Annotated in this window: 12 protein-coding genes; 3 read left to right on the plus strand and 9 right to left on the minus strand. The window is 62.9% G+C overall.

What is annotated here, in order from left to right:
* Window positions 1-40: 40 nt before the first annotated feature.
* From QOL62_RS11205 to QOL62_RS11220, 4 genes are all read right to left on the minus strand, one after another.
* Complete coding sequence (locus tag QOL62_RS11205; protein WP_283406287.1) at window positions 41-1,261, minus strand: DegT/DnrJ/EryC1/StrS family aminotransferase; 1,221 nt, start codon at window positions 1,259-1,261, stop codon at window positions 41-43.
* Window positions 1,252-2,400 (minus strand): CDP-glucose 4,6-dehydratase, encoded by a 1,149-nt coding sequence (rfbG, locus tag QOL62_RS11210; RefSeq protein WP_283406288.1) that lies wholly within the window; start codon window positions 2,398-2,400, stop codon window positions 1,252-1,254. The genes QOL62_RS11205 and rfbG overlap by 10 nt, the downstream gene beginning before the upstream one ends.
* The gene (gene rfbF / locus QOL62_RS11215; protein WP_103730821.1) at window positions 2,393-3,211 is read right to left on the minus strand and encodes a glucose-1-phosphate cytidylyltransferase; all 819 of its coding nucleotides are present in this window, start codon (window positions 3,209-3,211) and stop codon (window positions 2,393-2,395) included. The genes rfbG and rfbF overlap by 8 nt, the downstream gene beginning before the upstream one ends.
* 130 nt (window positions 3,212-3,341) lie before the next feature.
* Window positions 3,342-4,946 carry a hypothetical protein gene (locus QOL62_RS11220; RefSeq protein WP_283406289.1) on the minus strand — a complete coding sequence of 535 codons (1,605 nt, stop codon included), beginning with the start codon at window positions 4,944-4,946 and terminating at the stop codon, window positions 3,342-3,344.
* Between the two features lie 236 nt (window positions 4,947-5,182).
* Between QOL62_RS11220 and QOL62_RS11225 the strand changes: the two genes are divergently transcribed.
* Genes QOL62_RS11225 through QOL62_RS11235 form a run of 3 tightly spaced genes read left to right on the plus strand, consistent with a single transcriptional unit; the run spans window position 5,183 to window position 7,942 of the window.
* Entirely contained in the window at window positions 5,183-6,307 is a 1,125-nt protein-coding gene (locus QOL62_RS11225; RefSeq protein ID WP_283406290.1) for a glycosyltransferase family 4 protein, read from the plus strand.
* A 5-nt stretch (window positions 6,308-6,312) separates the two neighbouring features.
* Entirely contained in the window at window positions 6,313-7,284 is a 972-nt protein-coding gene (locus QOL62_RS11230; protein WP_283406291.1) for an ATP-grasp domain-containing protein, read from the plus strand.
* Complete coding sequence (locus QOL62_RS11235; protein ID WP_283406292.1) at window positions 7,271-7,942, plus strand: HAD family hydrolase; 672 nt, start codon at window positions 7,271-7,273, stop codon at window positions 7,940-7,942. The genes QOL62_RS11230 and QOL62_RS11235 overlap by 14 nt, the downstream gene beginning before the upstream one ends.
* 55 nt (window positions 7,943-7,997) lie before the next feature.
* Here QOL62_RS11235 and QOL62_RS11240 read toward each other — a convergent pair whose 3' ends face one another.
* From QOL62_RS11240 to QOL62_RS11260, 5 genes are all read right to left on the minus strand, one after another.
* The gene (locus QOL62_RS11240) at window positions 7,998-8,567 is read right to left on the minus strand and encodes a sugar transferase (protein ID WP_283406293.1); all 570 of its coding nucleotides are present in this window, start codon (window positions 8,565-8,567) and stop codon (window positions 7,998-8,000) included.
* Window positions 8,567-10,894, minus strand: coding sequence for a GumC family protein (locus QOL62_RS11245; RefSeq protein WP_103730826.1), 2,328 nt, complete (start codon window positions 10,892-10,894; stop codon window positions 8,567-8,569). The genes QOL62_RS11240 and QOL62_RS11245 overlap by 1 nt, the downstream gene beginning before the upstream one ends.
* A gap of 121 nt (window positions 10,895-11,015) precedes the next feature.
* Entirely contained in the window at window positions 11,016-12,173 is a 1,158-nt protein-coding gene (locus tag QOL62_RS11250; RefSeq protein ID WP_283406294.1) for a glycosyltransferase, read from the minus strand.
* Complete coding sequence (locus QOL62_RS11255; protein WP_283406295.1) at window positions 12,170-13,579, minus strand: lipopolysaccharide biosynthesis protein; 1,410 nt, start codon at window positions 13,577-13,579, stop codon at window positions 12,170-12,172. The genes QOL62_RS11250 and QOL62_RS11255 overlap by 4 nt, the downstream gene beginning before the upstream one ends.
* Window positions 13,576-14,925, minus strand: coding sequence for an O-antigen ligase family protein (locus QOL62_RS11260; protein WP_283406296.1), 1,350 nt, complete (start codon window positions 14,923-14,925; stop codon window positions 13,576-13,578). The genes QOL62_RS11255 and QOL62_RS11260 overlap by 4 nt, the downstream gene beginning before the upstream one ends.
* Between the last annotated feature and the right edge of the window lie 71 nt (window positions 14,926-14,996).

The following is a 14,996-nucleotide window of genomic DNA, read 5'->3' on the forward strand; positions in this document are numbered from 1 at the left end:
ACGGGTGCCATCGCAGCGACGGCACCCGGACGTGCAGGTGTCAGGCCCCGGCGTTTTCGAGCGTCGCTGTCACCGAAAAGGTCTTCACGAAGTCCTCGAAGCATTCATGCATGAAGTCGAGTTGCGCGTCCTCGAGTCCGTGGTGACAGGCCAGGAGAATGCCGCCCCGCATCACATCGTCCGAAACCGGATAGCCGCTGCGCGATGTCGCGCTTACGACGGACTGCATGGCAGGCTGCCGGAGTATATTGCCGGTGAACACCGGACGGGTCTGCACGTCCCTCTCTTCCAGCCATATCTGCAGTTGGCGCCGGGTGAACGGAGCGTCCTTGCGGATCGTCAGCGGGAAGGCCAGCCAACCGGTGCGAGAGTCCGGCATCTGGCGCGGAAGCTCGAACCAGTCTTCGTACTGGCTGAAGAAGCGGTACTGGCGCTCGAAGTTGTATTCCCGAGCTTCGATGTTCTTCTGCAGCTTTTGCAACTGAACAAGTCCGAACGCCGCACCCATCTCCGACGGCTCCACGTTGAAGCCAAGTTCATCGAACAGGAATTTCGCATCATAGCTGATGCCATCAAGGGCAACATTGAAACGCTTTTCGATGCTTTCGGAGTCCACGAACAGCGAACTTGTCCGCCCCCAGGAGCGGAGCAGCAATGCCCGGCGGGCCAGATCCGGATCGGACACGCAAAGCATGCCCCCGTTGCCGCCCGCGTTGATGACGTGCGAGCCATAGAAGCTCGTGGTCGAAATGTCCGACCGCGTGCCGGTGCTCTCCCCTCGTAGGGTCGCTCCGAGAGTGTCGGCACTGTCCTCGATCACCAGCAACCCGTGTGCCGATGCGATCGCGCGGATGCGATCCCAGTCCGGGAGGTTGCCGATCAGGGACGGGATCATCATGGCCTTCGTTTTCGGCCCGATCATCTCCTCGATGCTGTTCACGTCGATGTTGTAGGTGCCGGGTGCAGCATCCACAAAGGCCGGTACGAGGCGCGAACGCACGATGGGCGCGACAGTAGTCGCAAACGTCAGCGCCGGTGTGATGACCTCACTACCCTCCGGCAGGTCGAGCAGTTCTACGGCAAGGTAATTCGCCGAGGAACCGGAGTTGACCATGATGCCGTGATCCTTGGCGAAGAGTGCCGCAACCTTCTCCTGCATCTCACGAACTTTCGGGCCCATTTGCGTCGATGTTCGCAAGACTTCGACCACCGCCGCGATCTCTTCCTCGCCATGTACAGTCTGGCCGTAGTTTACGCGCATGCTGGAACCTTTCTTGCGACACTATCATCAAGTTCAACGTGGCTTTCGCCGGAATAGAATTCGATCTGCTCCTCGCTGAAGGCGCGCATGTCAGTGCGGCCTTGCGCGCAGGTGCGGTACCAGTCCGCCGTCATGGCAACCGCCCAAGCCGTGGACAGGCGAGGCTTCCAGTGCAGCCGGGCACGAGCCTTGCTGCTGTCCAGGGTCAGGAGGACCGCTTCGTGAGGGTCTGTCACTTGCTTGTCGAAGGTGATGGGAGCTGCGTTCTGTCCCCAGGCACGCTGGAAGGACCGCGCAAGCGTTTCCACGTCGATGAATCCTTCGGCGCTCGGCCCGAAGTTCCAAGCCTCCGCGAACCTGTGGCCTTGCTCGCCCAGGAGCCGAGCGCCGAGCAGAAGATAGCCGGAAAGCGGTTCCAGCACATGTTGCCAGGGGCGCACGCTGGCGGGGTAGCGGATCTTCACGCAAGCGTCCGCAAGCGTGGCCTTCACGATGTCCGGCAGGAGGCGATCGAGAGCCCTGTCTCCGCCCCCGATGACGTTCCCCGCCCTTGCCGTGGCAAGCTGACAGCCGACGGGATCCGAGAAGAAGGAGCGGCGGAAGGAGGTTGTGAGCAGTTCCGCACAGCCCTTGGACGCGCTGTAGGGATCGGATCCGCCCATCGCGTCATTCTCCCGGTAAGGTGAATGCCACTCCAGATTTTCATAGCACTTGTCACTGGTTACGACCACGACCGCGCGCAAGGAGGGCATGCGCCTGGCGTTTTCAAGGACGACCGCTGTTCCGGCAACATTGGTAGCAAAGGTGCCGACCGGATCGGTATACGAGGGCCGCACGAGCGCTTGGGCTGCCAAATGGAAAACGATGTCGGCATCGATGTCGGACGTGGCGGCCGCGTAAGCCTCGGCATCACGAATGTCGGCCAGCCGATGGTCTATCGCATCGCGCAGCCGCGTGGCATGGAAAAAGGCGTCCTTGGCGGCGGGCTCCTCAAGTGACACGCCGATGACGTGCGCACCGAGGCGCTTAAGCCATAAGGCGAGCCAGCCGCCTTTGAAGCCGGTGTGACCGGTTACCAGAACCCGCTTTCCGCGATAGCTGTCCGTCAGAGATGGTGCGAGATGGGAGGCTTCAGGCATGCTGGTGCAACCTGGCGTCGGTGGAAAGGACCGGTTGGCCGTTCGCAAAGTCCATCCATGGCGGAAGCGACGCCGAACCCAGCTTGTCGAGGGTGTCGCGGTCGCGAACCGTGTCCATCGGGTGCCAGAAGCCCTTGTGCTTGTAGGCCATCAGCTGTCCGTCGCGTGCAAGGCGAGCAAGCGGGGCTTGCTCCAGTGGCTCCTCGTCGCCCGTGAGATAGTCGAGAACACCGGGTTCGAAGACGAAGAAGCCCCCATTGATCCAGGTCTCGTACTTAATCACCTTTTCGGTGAAGTCGGTCACCTGGCCGTCCTCGATCTCCAGGTTGCCGAAGCGGGCGGGCGGCTGCACTGCAGTCACTGTCGCCAGCTTGCCGTGGGCGCGATGAAAGGCGAGCAGCGCATCGATGTCGATGTTGCCGACGCCGTCCGAATAAGTGACCATGAAGGTTTCATCGTCAAGCCAGTCACGCAGGCGGCGTATGCGCCCGCCGGTCATGGTCGCAAGGCCGGTGTCCACGACGGATACGCGCCAGTCCACCTTCGATGTCGGACGCAGCGCCATCTCACCATTGCCGATGCCAACGGTGAAGTCGTTGGACATGAGGTGGAGATCCTGGAAGAAGCTCTTCATGGCCATCGCCTTGTATCCGCAGGCGATGATGAAGTCGTTGTGGCCCCAGCGATCGTAGATGTCCATGACATGGAGCATGATCGGCCTGCCCGCCACTTCCACCATGGGCTTGGGTATGCGTCCGGTTTCTTCGGCCAATCGCGACCCGAGGCCACCTGCAAGCAAGACAACTTTCATGTGCTATCCTCCGGAGTTGGTGCGGCATCTGCCGATCGCCGGTTGTGGTCCAAGCCTAAGAGCAGAGGGCCTGCATCGAGAAGTGTTCTTCCGGGGTAGGCAGCTTTAGCTGGTGCCGGGTGCCAAAAGGCTACGGTGCGGGATCAGCGTTGACGGCTGCAGTCGAAATAGCCCGCCGGAATAGCCTTGGCCCCTCAGGTCTGGAGCCGGTGAACTCCACATAGCCATGGCGGCGGGCGTAGTGTTCGAAGGGCTCCTCGATATCCTCTTCGCCGCTGATCACGATGGTTGCGGGAGGAGAGGCGTTCAGAAATTCCTGCAATCGGGTAGGCGAGGTGGTCGTGTAGTAGGGCCTGTCGTCGGCGGGCAGGTAGTCGGCGACGCGGTAGACGAATTGGCCCGCCGCAAACTGGGGCGGCACTTTCAGACCGGCTTCAAGCGCAAGGACGGGGGTCAATGTCACGCCCAGCTCACCTTCCCGTACACCCGCGCGCCGGGACATTCCACGCATCTCGTCGTGAATGGTGATGCTGCGCCAATTCCCGGGACGAACAAAGTCGACGAGGCCGGGGGCGAGCCGCGTGGCGCTGCAGAGAAGCGCAACCAGCCCCAGCGCAACGAGAATGGCGTCCGCCGCCTCGGGATTGTCCTGGCGGGTGGGCGCGCGAAGGAGGATCAGACCAATCAGGAGGAACGGAATAGGCGGGACGAAATACTGCGGGAAAGACGGCGTCGGAACGAATGCGACGATGATGCCGCATAAAGAAAGCGCGGCAGCAAGCCATACGGGCCAGCCCAGGACCAGGCGGCCGCCCGGTCGCTCTGCGCGCGCAAGCTGGAGAGCCGGAAGAACGAACAGGCCGGCGAGGACGAGCAGACTAGCCCCACTTGCCCATACGCTCTCCGCCAGGAGAAGCTTTTGGGCCAGGCTCGTCACCTTTGGCTCTGTCGAAACGGACCAGTAGATGGCCTGCATCTCGGTGAAGTAGCGCAGGGTGTGAGCGAAGAACGTCTGCGGGCCGGAAGCCACGAGCATCAGAATAGGCAGCGCGCCGAGAATCCCGCCGATGGCAAGTGCCAGGCACTGGCGCAGCAATCTTTGCGTCAGCGGTCGCTTCAGAGGGGCGAGAACGGTAGCGGCGGCAAAGAGGGGCGCCAGAAAGATGTAATTGGCTTTGAGTCCGACCGCCACCGAGACCAGCACACCCGCCACGGCGCAGGACACAGGCTTCGGAGCGGCCTCGTCCATCCCTTTGAGCAGGAACCGGAACGCCCAGATGGCTGCGGGAATGGGCAGGAAGTTGTTCGTCACCATCGTGCCCGGTGATCCAAGCAGAAGGATATTTCCGATCAACAGCGACGTGGCGGCCCAGAAGACGGCGGCACCGGCAGCTTGCTGGCGCGCGATGCTGCGTAAGCCAAGGATCGCAACCAGCCATGCAGCGAGAACGAGGAGGCGTCCAACCAGCAGGTAATGAACCGAGCCCGTCACACGATAGATGGCGCCAAGGAGCCATGGCAGATAGGGAAGATGGTTGTAGCCGAGCACCGTGTAGAGGTTGTCAAACGTGCTCATCGCTGACACCGTCACGAAGAGATTCTCGTCACGGTTCAAGGGGAAGTTCAGGACCCTTCCGCAAAGGCCGGCAAATACCAGAACAAGGATTGTTGCGCCGACGGCGCGTAAGGCACCGCGACTGGAAAGAGCGCCCGGCTTCAAGGCTGCTTCGCGCATGCAAACTCCCACCTTATCAATTGCGGGATCATGTCGGATCGAGCCGTTCTTGCGAGCGCGATTAGGTTTTAGCTCCTAAGGCTGACGCGAAGTACGCCATTGCGAACTCGCAGGACGTAGCGTCTCTTTAAAAACACATGGCTGCGACGAAGAGTTAGATCGCATGCCCAGCCCGCTTCCTGGCGGCGGTTTGCTATTTTGCAGCTTGTTGTTCTCCAAAGTTCAAGGACCAAGCCGTGCTTCCATCGCGTGACGCACCTCAGAGCATAGCGATCGTCACGTCCGGCTTGGGAGCCGGCGGAGCAGAGCAGGTCATCGCGCAGCTGGCGCATCACTGGCTTTCCGCAGGAAAGCGCGTGGAGATCGTTTCCTTCGATGATCTGGAGGACCCGGTCTACCACGTGTTCCCCGCCGAGGTCGGGCTTCACCGGCTTTCCGTCGCCGGCACTGCACAGCGGGTTTGGGCGCTGCGCAAACGGCTCGCGCATATTCAGCCTGACGTCGTCGTGTCCTTCCTGACCAAGATCAACCTGATCGCAGCGCTTGCCACCTTCGGCATGGACGTCCGGCTGGTGTGCTCGGAACGGAACAATCCGCGGCGTCAGGACGCTCACCCGTTCTGGAATCAGGCCTTGCGACTGGCCTACAGAAGGGCTGACCTCATAATCTGTCAGACGCAGGGGGTCCGCCGCTGCTTCGGTGCTTCGCTGCAGGATCGGATCGTTGTCATCCCCAACCCGGTCCCTGCAGGAGAAGCTGGAACGGGAAACAGGCAGCAAAACCGCGTTTGCGCCGTTGGGCGCCTCACGCGGCAGAAGGGTTTCGATCGCCTGCTCGAAGCCTTCGCCGCCATTTCCCACCGCTATCCGGAGTGGAACCTGGATATCTGGGGGGAAGGGCCGGACCGGGCGGCGTTGGAAAGGCAGATCGACGCGCTGGGGTTGAGCGGTCGTGCGAACCTGCGTGGGTTGAGCCCGCAACCCCGGTCCTGGGCGGCGGAAGCCGACGTGTTCGTGCTGTCCTCCCGCTATGAAGGTTTCCCAAACGCTCTGGGAGAGGCGATGGCGGCAGGATTGCCCGTTGCCGCCGTGGATTGCGAGTTCGGACCGGCCGATCTCATTGAACATGGCGTCACCGGCCTCCTTGTTCCTGAGGAAGACGCTCAGGACCTGTCCAGGGCACTGGCACGTCTCATGGCCAATGCAGGCCTGCGGGACCGCCTGGGGAAGGCTGCTCGAGCCTCCGTCGCCCGCTTCAGGCCTGAACGCGTGCTGCGTTTGTGGGATGCCGCGCTTGAGCCCCGCTATTCCTCAGCCTCACCACCGAGATCTTCGATCCATGTAGCCGTCAAAGGGAGGTAAGTCCTATGAGAACGTTACGCATCCTTTTCACGTCCGCAGGGCGGCGGGTGGAGCTGATCAACTGTTTTCGCGAAGCTGCGGAAAAACAGGGGTTCCATGCCGAGATTCATGCCTGCGATCTCATGCCCGAACTGAGCGCGGCCTGCCTGTCCGCCGATATAAGTTTCGCGGTGCCGCGCTGCACCGACCCCGGCTATGTGACGTCTTTGCTCGATTACTGCTCGTATGCCCGGATCGATCTTCTGGTCCCGACCATCGACACCGAACTTGAGCAGCTGGCACACGCCCGTTCTCAGTTCGCGCAAATCGGAACCGAGGTCCACATCAGTTCCCCTGCCACCATCGACATCGTCCGCGACAAGGAACTGACGGTCGAAGTCTTGCGAGCAATGGGCGTTCCCGTCCCGAGAACCTCCAGGATCGAGAAGATGGCGAATGGTGACGGCTGCTGGGAAGGGCCGTTCTTCGTGAAGCCCGTGGCAGGCAGCGCGAGCCGCGGGATTGCTGTCCTCGAAGGGCCTCACCAGATCAGGAACGATTACGAAGAGCCCATGCTCGCGCAGGAGTTGCTGCGCGGGGATGAGTACACCGTAAACATCTATCTCTCCGATGATGGCGTCCTGCTTTCCGCCGTCCCTCACCGCCGGCTTTCGATCCGGGCTGGCGAGGTGGAAAAGGGCCGGACCGTACGCGAGACGCGCTTTATCGAGATCGCGGAAAAAGTCGCCAAGGCTCTGCCGGGTGCGCGAGGCGCCCTGTGCTTCCAGCTCATCGACGACCCGTCCCGTGGGCCATGCGTGTTCGAGATCAACGCTCGCTTTGGCGGCGGTTATCCACTGGCGGATCGCGCTGGCGGCCGGTTCGCTGAAAGCCTTATAGCCAGGCTGGCCGGTCGCGGCGAGTGTGCCACGATGGACTGGCGCGAGGACGTGGTCATGCTTCGCTACGACAGTGCGATCTTTCATGATCGACCTTAGCGGCCGTGTCATCGTACTGGATCTTGACGACACGCTTTATCTTGAGCGCGACTACGCGCGAAGCGGGTTCGAGGCAATAGGAGCATGGATCGAGGAACGCCACGCCATCCGCGGCTTCGGCGGTGCTTGCCAGGATCTGTTCGACAAAGGCATACGCCGGGCAATCTTTGATCATGCTCTGGCGGATCTGAAGCAAGCTGACAGAATGCCCAGCGTCAATGAGCTTGTGGAGGTCTACCGATCGCACAAGCCGCAGATTCGCCTCGCACCGGACGCCGCTCACCTCCTGCGGCGGCTGCGGGGCGTACCCGGCGCTCTGATCACCGACGGCCCGCTCATCTGCCAGCGCAACAAGACCGAGGCCTTGCGGCTCGGCAACTATCTAAAGCGGATCATCCTCACCGCCAGCCTCGGCCCCGACTGCGGCAAACCGCACCCGCTTGCCTTCGAACTGGTCGAGGAATGGTCCAGACGGGCTCCCGAGGACCACGTGTATATCGCCGATAACCCGACCAAGGATTTCGTCGAGCCGCGCCGGCGTGGCTGGCTAACGGTGCAGATCCAGCGGCCGGAGCGCGTACACTTCGAGCTCGCGCCGACTCCGGCTCACACCGCCGTCTATGCCATTGAGTCCCTGGACGAAATCAGGGTGCGCTGAAGCAACGCACCCTGCTCATCAGGGTCGGTCGGGCTCAGCGAGCCAGAAGGTCACCTTACGCACGTCGCTCGCCGCCGACCATCACCCAGACGGTCAGGAGCAGTATCCGCAGGTCCAGCAATGGGCTGGAATGGGCTACATACCACAAGTCGAGGGCAATCTTCTCTTCAAGCGCAAGGAGCGTGTTGCCGTTGACCTGCGACCAGCCTGTAAGGCCAGGCCGAACCGCGCCACGCTGGACACCATGCATTGCGAGCGCCGCGATCGTCTCCGGCAGGAGCGGGCGGGGCCCCACAAAGGCCATGTCGCCAGCGACCACGTTCCACAGGCCCGGCAGCTCGTCGAGGCGACTGCGGCGAAGAAATCGGCCGAAAGGAGTGACACGCGCCTCGTCGGGCAGAGGGCGGCCCGAGGCATCGCAGGTGTTTCGCATCGAGCGCAGCTTCAGCAACGTGAAGGGAACGCCGCCCCGCCCCGCCCGCTGCTGCCGGAAGAGAACCGGCCGCCCCAGCGAAAGGAGCACTCCCCCGGCGAGCAGGACCAAAAGCGGGAGGGCGAGCATCAGAAGGATGCCTGCCGCCCCACGCGCCATCCACTGGCCGAGCCTCATGGCGGGCGTGCGCATCAGGCCTCAGCGGTCCGCCGCCAGAGGGGCTGGGTAAAGCGGCGGGCCCGCTCCGCGAAGGTCGGCCGCATCGGCACGGGACCCTGGTAATACGATGCGCTGTCCGCGTAGAACTGCACCGAGTCCCCATAGCGCCGCCTTGCGTGCTCCGCATAGTCGACCTGATCGAAGATCACGCCGCTTACGCTGCTGTCGAGCATCTCCAGGGCCGCGCGCATCTGGTCCGCCGTCGTGTGGCCCCAGCGGGACACCATGATGGTGTGATCGGCAAAGAGGCACATGGCCCTCGCGTCGCGCACAGCGAGCGCAGCCGGTGCGTTGATGATGACCAGGTCAAACCGTTCTCGCAGCTGCCTCAGGAGTTCGCGAAGGCGACGCGACGAAAGCAGGACGGCAGGTTCCGCCACGGGTTCCTTCGCACTCAGGAGCACCATCTGGCGTCGTCCCTCGTCCTCTGGAAGTGGAAGCACTCCGTCATACCCGCTGTTGCCGGACGCTGCGATGAGGCTGTCCAGGTCCGCTCGCCCGCAGACCACGTCCACGAGGTCGGGTGCCATCGTTTCGTTCTGTAGCTGCTGGAGCACGCCCCGCTTGCGCAGGTCGAGGTCGAGAATGACGGTGCGTTCCCCCATCGCCAGCCCTGCTGCGGCCAATGTCAACGACACCGTGGACTTGCCGTCGCCCGGTAGCGGCGAACTGATGAGGACGACCTGTGCGCCGGGGCGGGTACGAAGCGCACGCACTTCGCAGTAGGCTGACCGGGCGACTTCCGCGAAAAGGGATTGGGGCTCCTGGATGACGGGGCTCTGGTTGGGATCGTCAGGAAGATCACGATCCATGAGCGGCAACATGCCCAATGTGGGCAGACCGAACAGACGGCGGATCTGCACCATGGTACGAAGGCGATCATCCATGAAGTCGCGTGTGAATGCGATGAGGAAAGCCAGAACGGCAGAGCTGATCATCGCCGTAAGCGTCATCTTGAAGGGCGCCGGCGACACTGCGTCGAAGTTTGGCACGGCGGGCGAAAGCAGCGACGAGGACACACCCTCGTTCTGCATCTGCGCACGCACCTGTTCGACGCGGCTAACAACCGATTCGTAAGCATCGTTGGTGAGACTTGCCTCGCGCATGAGGCGCTGGAGTTCGACCATGTTGCGCGAATTCGCGAAGGCTTTGCCGTTGAGGCTAGCCACGATACCGGAGAGTCGAAGCGCCTGCGCGGAATCGCTGGCGGCTTCGCTCCGGGCCAGTTCCGTCATGCGCGATGCCTCGGCGCTGCTTACCGCCTGAGCGGCCGACTGTACGCGGTTGCGTTCGGCCGCGATGGTGCCTTCCACAACGGAAAGCTGCGCGTTGAGACGCTTCACGTCCGGGTGATTGGGTCCCAGGCTGGTGCCTAGCCGCGATATCTCGCCAAGCAGTTCGCCCCGTTGACGATCAAGCTGGTCAAGCGATCCCGAAGTCGCGTTTGCCGTGCTGCGCATGCCGGCGGCCCGTGCGACACCCGCGGCGCGGGCCAGAGCGCCGTCGCGTGCGGCGCTGGCTACGGCGCTTTGCGCTGCCACACGGTTGATCTGGGCAAGATCCTCCTCGCTACCGCTGCCAACAAGCATCTGGTTCTTCTGTCGAAATTCCGCGACGTTGCTGGCGGCCTTCTTCGCCGCCTCATCGCGCACCTTCAGGTCGCTCAGCAGCGACTTCAGCAGCTTGGCGCGGCGTTCGTTGCTCATCGTGAGGCGAAGCGCGCGGACCGATGCCGGCAACTGGTTGGCGATCGCGGCGGCCAGTTCCGGCGAACGCGACGTGACCGTGATCTCCACAAGGTCGGAGCCGGCCTGCGCGTTGATCGCTATCATGCTCAGCAACCGGTTTGTGGCGACCTGCGACAGCGTCTTCTTCTGGGGCGGGCTGCTGCCCAACTCGCGGAGGAAGCGGCGGTCCTCCAGCAGGTTCAGGTCCTTGATGACCTGCTCTGCGGCCGAGCGGGAGCGATGGAGCCTTACGGCATTGGCGACGCGCTCCGCGTTGCGCGAATTGACATCCGCCTGGTTCGTACCGACCTCGTCGATAAGCTCGATCTGAAGGTTGGACGTCGAACGATAAAGCGTGGGGGAAAGCAGCTGCTGAAAAAGAACAAGCAGCGAAACGACGCCGACGATGCCCAGCATCAGACCGCGATAGCGATACAGAACGCGCATGAGGTCGCGCGGCCCGATCTGCTGGTTCATGGCCCCGCCGCTCAGTGTCGGTTCAAGCGGAGCGGCCCGGCCTCTGTATCGGTTCGGTACGTTGCCGGCGGCTCCTGCCGTAATCGCATTCGACATTTAGCTTCTCCACCCAGTCGGCGTGCGAGGCGGCATTCGACCGCTCGCGTTTGAGGAGAGTATGCTTCGGATCGTACAGGCGGCAAAAAGGGCATCCGTCAGAATGGCGCTCCAATAGAGACTAGTCCCTTCGAGCAGCCCTCCTGCGCAAAAGCGAGTCATAGAGATCGAGGTGGCGCCGTGCGGCTCCATCCAGTGTGAAATTGGCCACTGAAGCAAGGGCGCCTTCCGAAAGGCGGCGGTACAAGGTGGACTCCGAGGTCACTCGCTCTATCGCAGCCGCCAGGGCTTCTGGACGTTCCGCACAAAGCAGGCCGTTATAGCCGGTTCGAACAAGGCCGCTGTTGCCTGGCACGTCCGTGGCAACGACAGGAACGGCACTGGACAGGGCCTCGAGTATGGCGATCGAGAATCCCTCGTAAAGCGAAGTGTTCAGGTAGACGTCGCTCTCGACCAGGAGATCCGGCACGTCCGCTCGCTCGCCAAGGAACTCGATGATATCCGTGAGACCGAGCGATGAAACCTGTGCCTGCAGCCGCGCGAGATCCGCTCCTCCGCCGGCTATGCGAAAGAGAGGCGCGGGCCGTCCCGGACCGGCACGCGCCTGCATGACTCGCGCAGTCTCGATCAGGAGAGTATAGTTCTTCTGCTGGGAGATAGCCCCCACGGTCAGGATGCGAGGACGCGAATCCGTTCGCGTGCGCGGGGAGGTCGCTCGCAGGCTCGGTGCCGGCGCGTTGGGGATCACGGTGAACGGGCGTCGGGAGTGACTGCGGTAGAGACCCGCCACGTCGGCGCTTATCGCCACGTAATGATCCACGATACGGTCGAGTATCCTGAAGAGGGAGGGTGGAAACGATAAGCGGCTGTTGTGGTGCGTGCATACGACGGCACCGCGGTAGCCCGCCAGGCCCAGCATGAGCGCCGCCCGCACGGTATGGGCGTGAACAAGCTGCGGCTGCTCCCGTTTCAGGAAGCGCCTGAGGACGAGGGAGCTCTTCAGCAGGCCACGTCCGGCGCCAAGGGACAGTGATCGCACGTGGCATCCTGCGTCCGCAAGGCGCCTTCCGAGGGTTGCTTCCATCGAGGCGGAGTTGCCCAGCGTTGTTGCCTCGCACATCGTGAGCACCGTGGGCGACACGATCTCGGCCGCGAATACGACGTTTAGGTTCGTGACCAGGTTTTCTGCGCCTCCGGACGTGAGACTCGTCAGTATCGAACAGATCCGAGCGGACTGGCGCTCGTCGGCTTGCGGCACCCGTGCGGCTTGTGCGTTCATGCTTCGGCTCCCGCCACTGCGGCGACTGCGGCCCTCCGTCTCAGGGTTCGCCAGAAGATGGTGTCGGTAATCACCACGGCGGCGGCGCCGGCTGCGACATGGGCCAGGTTTGCGCCGATGCCACCGTAGCGGGGCACCAGCATGAATGCTGCGACAAGGAAGGCGCACAAGGACGCCACGCTGGCGAAAAGCACGTGCGTGGGCCGATTCATCGCAAGAAGGGCCGAACGTGCCGGTGCGGCGTGCAGTGTCAGCATCACGGCGACAAGCTGGGCAAGCAGCATGGGGTAGCTCTCCGCGTAGCCCGCCCCGAACGCAAGATCGAGCGCGGGTTTGCCGGCCAGCCAGCAGGCCCCGATGGCGGTGAGGGCCATGGCTGCCAGTGTCATTTGGAGCATTGTGACGAGCTGGCGCAACGCGGTCCCGCCGGCCTGTGTCCAGAGCCGGGCCAGATCAGGGTATATTACCGTCTGGATCATGTTGCCTGCCGTCTGCGCAACCCGTGCGATGCGGCGGGAAAGGTAATAGAGCCCCGCCGCCTTCGGCCCCGCGAAAGTGCTGACGAGAAGCGTGTCCATCTCGTGAGTGACGGTGCCGATCATCGACGACAGGTTCGTCGACATCGCAAACCGCATGAAGCCGGGAAAACGCCCGGGCAGGTCGCTCTTGTCCGCGAAGATCGGGTTGGGCACCCCTGTCGCCCGAAGTGCCCTGAAGCCAAGGAGATTGAACAGGAAGGCATCGAAGATCTGGGTGATTGTCCAGACCACGACAAACCCGACGAGGCCAGCCCCGCCCGCCAGCAGGATCGCGGAGAGCGCCAGGCGCAAGAGGCATCCCGCCAGCTGGATGTATGCGAGAACGCGAAACTTGCCGGCGAGCCGCAGGGCTGCACTGGCCATCCCGCGAATGTTGAAAGCGATGGCGAGGGCGTAGATCGCGACCAGATCTACATGGCTGGGATCCAACCCCACCAGCGGCCCTATCAGCCATGCAGCCATTACCGTCAGTATGGCGGCAAGACACGATCCGGCGATATCCAGCAGAAGGCCATAAGCATAGAGCGAGGCCAGACGCCCCGGATCGCCGCGCTCTTCTTCAGCCGCTACAAAGCGGACGAGCGGTTGCCAGGATTCAAAGCGGACGAACCGCTCGCACACGCGGCCGATCGTAAGCACGACGGCCATCACCCCGAATTCCTGCTGACCAAGCGCACGCGTGGCGATCGCAAGGCTCGCCATCATCAGCGTCACGTTGCCAAGGTTGCCGGAGAGCAGATGAGCAACGCTGATCAGGCGCGGACGCAGCAGCGCGCTGCCGCGCCAGCGTTTCAGCCAGACTTGCGCCAGCCCGCCTGCCCGACGAGTCCAGGCGGCTCCTGCAGCCGGATTGTTTGCTTGTCTCAAGGCGCGACCCGCCGATGGTGCTCACGTATTCCCGCCGGCACACGTTGCCCGAGGGCGTGGATCCCGGCGTTGGCAAGGGCGAACAGCAGGAGGGGCGGCCCGTTCCACATCCTCCCGAACATGTGCGGAAGGGACATCGTGTAAATGAAGAAGACGGCAAAGCCGGCAAGGCAACACACGCCGTCCACCCTGTTTCGCCCCATCAGTATGATCGCCTCCACGAGCATGGCGACCATGATCAGGCACAGGCCGAGGAAAGAGAGCACGCCGCCCTCGTTCAGGACGAGCAGGTAGAGCTGGTGCACCGGCATTCCGTAGACGCTGGTACGCCGGTATCCGTCGCTCCCGAGGCCTATGACAAGGTTCTGGTCCGCCATGTCCCAGGCTTCCTTTATGAGCACGGTCCGGCCCACGAACGTGCCCGCCTTTGTGGGATCGCCGGTCATTACCGCTTCGCCCACACGTTGTTCGAATGCGGCAGGAACGGGTCCGTCGAGAACGACATAGGCGGTGATCGCAAGAGCAACGGGTATCGCCAGGGTGACCACCAAACGAAGCTGTGACAGGACGAGCACGAGCAGGACCGCTATGGTGGCCGCAGCCACTCCGGTGAAGCTGGCGCTGGCCACGAGGCCCGCGATGATCAGCAGCGCCAGTCCGGCCGCGTAGACCCGACGGATTCGGTTGTTTATGACCGCGTGCAACAGGAAGATGAGCGCGAACGTGCAGACTGCACCGTTCGAGTTGGGCTCGCCGGTCATGGCACCGAGGCGCCCGTTGCCGGTCACGACGTGCCGGTTCACATATCGGGTGATCGTTTCGTAATCGAGCGTTCCGGTCAGAGCGACGCCGATCGCTTGAGACGTCGCCACACCAAGCACATAGGCGATGGCGCAACGCTCCAGCAGGGATCGTGAACAGGTAGTCAGCAGCATCGGGATAAGCAGGAACGCAAAGGCGTATTGCCCGCCGACGACCGGCCAGCGCAGGAACTCGCCATGGGCCAGCGATCCGACGAGCATTCCCCCGATCAACAGGATCACACCCATGATCCAGGCGATCGACATGCGCCCGAACATAGCGCCGTTCAGCCCTCGGGAGGTGAGGATCGCGACCGCGCAGACAAGCAGCAGAATGTCGCAAATCGAAATGTTCAGGTTGGGCAGTCGGCCCACCTGCCACCACGACAGGAAGAATGCCGCCACGGGCAGGAGGAGCGCCACCACGCGTTCCTGCGGGGTCGCAATGCTGGATGCCTGGAAGGGCGTACGCTCCTGCCCACGAGGCACTCCATGCGATCGTCTCGGAGCGCTATCCGGCGAAGCCTTGAACGTTGCTGTTGCCATGACCCTATGATGGGCGGCCCGGCTCTCTGGAGCAAAGGCGAGGGAGGTCAGGCGGTGGTGCAGAGAGGGTA

This window comes from Novosphingobium panipatense, from assembly GCF_900182875.1.
Lineage (GTDB): Bacteria > Pseudomonadota > Alphaproteobacteria > Sphingomonadales > Sphingomonadaceae > Novosphingobium > Novosphingobium panipatense.